The sequence below is a fragment of the bacterium genome (genome assembly GCA_024224155.1).
Classification (GTDB): Bacteria; Acidobacteriota; Thermoanaerobaculia; order Multivoradales; family JAHEKO01; genus CALZIK01.
Map to the genome: position 1 here is coordinate 1 of JAAENP010000288.1, position 2338 is coordinate 2338.

General features: G+C 64.8%; 2 protein-coding genes. Both read left to right on the forward strand.

Annotated elements, in window-relative coordinates; all coding sequences use genetic code 11:
- Nucleotides 1-650: hypothetical protein (locus GY769_15010; protein MCP4203231.1), on the forward strand; the 650-nt coding region annotated here is incomplete at its 5' end.
- Nucleotides 651-918: 268 nt separating this feature from the next.
- A partial coding sequence (locus GY769_15015; GenBank protein MCP4203232.1) for an ISKra4 family transposase occupies nucleotides 919-2338 on the forward strand: 1420 nt, incomplete at its 3' end.

A 2338-nucleotide genomic window follows, 5' to 3' on the forward strand; every position in this document is an offset into this window, starting at 1 on the left:
ATATCCAGACCGTCGATGCCGTCAAGCACAAATACAAGGCCGGGCCGGGGAAGGACGTCGCGCTGTACTTTCGCGACAGCTACCGCTACAACATCGCGGCCTATCGCATGGACCGGCTGCTGGGTCTGCACATGGTACCGGTGTCGATCAAGCGCAGCTTCAGGGGAGAAATGGCCGCTTTCACCTGGTGGGTCAGCGACGTTCTGATGATGGAGAAGGACCGGCGCGCCGGCGACGTCAAACCCCCGTTTCCGCGCTCGTGGCGAGAGCAGGGCCACCGCAGACGGGTCTTCAACCAGCTGATCTACAACGCCGATCCCCATCAGAGCAACATCCTGATCACCCGCGACTGGAAGGTCTGGATGATCGATTTCACCCGCGCCTTCAGGCGCCACAGGACGCTGAGCAACCCGGCCAGCCTGGTCCAGATCGAGGGGGCGCTGCTCGAGCGGCTGCGCGGCCTGAGCCGGGAGCAGATCAAGAGCCGGCTGCGTGACTGCCTGACCTCGGGCGAGCTGCGGGCGCTGCTGGCGCGGCGGGACGCGGTTGTGGAGCACTTCGACCGGGAGATCGAGCGGAGAGGCGCGGCGGCGGTCATCTACAAGACGGCGGAGCCGCAGCCCGAGAATCGCGCCTGGCTCGGGAAGTAGCGCCCGACAACGGTGCGGCCTCGAAATGGAGTGCGGCTCCTTCTCGTAGAGTGTTGAGGCGTGTGTTTTCAGTGGTTTAGGACCTGCTCGTGGTTCGCGAGCGAGCAGAATCGGCCGACCTTTGCACGCTGACGGCCAATGTTGGCGTGGTTCCATGGAATTGGTCTCTCGGGGCTGGACAAATCTCGATGCGTGTGACAAGGTGGTTTCCCGGGCCAGCTTGAAGCCGCAATGGGGCGGCGCGGAGAGAGAGGCCCGGGGAGGTCGCATGGGCCTTGCACTTGTTCGAGAACCAGAGGACGATGGATTCGAGGAGGCCGAGGAGCAGTTCGGAGCGATGGCGGAATTTCTCAAGTCGATGGAGGCGGGAAGGATGACGGAGAGCGATCTCGAACGGCAGCTTGAGCAAGAGGGTCGGGAGTTGCTGCGGAAGTTGTTGGCCGCCCATGTGCAGATGCGTGCTCCGGGGGAGGCAGAGGGTCCGGTCATCGATGCCGAAGGCTTGAGGCGGTCAGAGAAGCGAAGCCACCAACGTGGGTTGGTCACGAGCTTCGGTGAGATCGAGGTGCCCCGTACGGGGTACGCCCGAGCTGGGGAGGGGAGCTTGCATCCTCTCGATGGCGAGATGAACCTGCCACGCGAGAGCTACTCCCTTGAGCTGCGCAGAAAGGTGGCGTGGGAGACGGCCCGAGGCTCGTTCGAAGAAGGGCAGGAAGCGATCGAGCGTCAGACAGGGGTGAAGATTCCCAAGCGCCAAGTCGAGGAGCTGGCAGGTCGTGCAGCGGTGGATTTCCAGAGCTTCTACAAGGCGCGCAGCGAGGCGGGAAGAGAAGCGACCGAACCCGGTGAAGAAGCCCCTGCCGAGGAGCCCCTGCCGCTGCTGATCATCAGCTTCGACGGCAAGGGTGTCGTGGTGCGGGAGCAGGATCTGCGGGAGAGTACGAAGCTTCGCAGGAAGGGTGAGAAGAACGCGCGGCCTGGCTGCAAGCGCATGGCGATCGTGGCGACGGTGTACAACGTGGCGCCGTTTGTCCGCACTCCCCTCGACATCGTCGAGGGCTTGTTTCCCATCGACGATTCCACGGCGATGCCTCCACGGCGCAAGAGAAAGCAGCAGAAGAAGCAGGCCCGGCCCAGGCCGAGGAGCAAGCGGGTGTGGGCAAGCCTGGCTCGGCAGCCGGAGGAGGTCATGGCGGAGGCCTTTGCCGAGGCCGCAGCACGCGATCCCCAACGACGCCGTACATGGGTGGTCCTGGTGGATGGAGAACCGCACCAACTTCGGCTGGTGCGCAGGTTCCAAAAGCAGTATCAGTTCCAGATCGTCCTCGACTTCTTCCACGTGCTCCAGCGCCTGTGGGCCGCGGCCCGCGCCCTGTGCCCTGAGGACAAGTGGCAACAGCAGAGCTACGTCCGCACCCGCGCCCAGAGGGTTCTCTCCGGCTGGGCCTCGCAAGTCGCCGGCGGAATGCGCGCCGCAGCCACCCACAGGGACCTGGCTAAGAAAGATCGCGAGCCGGTGGACGATGCCTGTGACTACCTCGTGAAGCACCGTCGCTACCTCCCCTACGGCGACTGCCTCGAAGCCGGCCTGCCGATCGCCACCGGAGTGATCGAGGGCACCTGCCGCAGCCTCATCGTCCACCGGATGGACCGCTCCGGTGCCCGCTGGAGCCTCTCGGGCGCCGAGG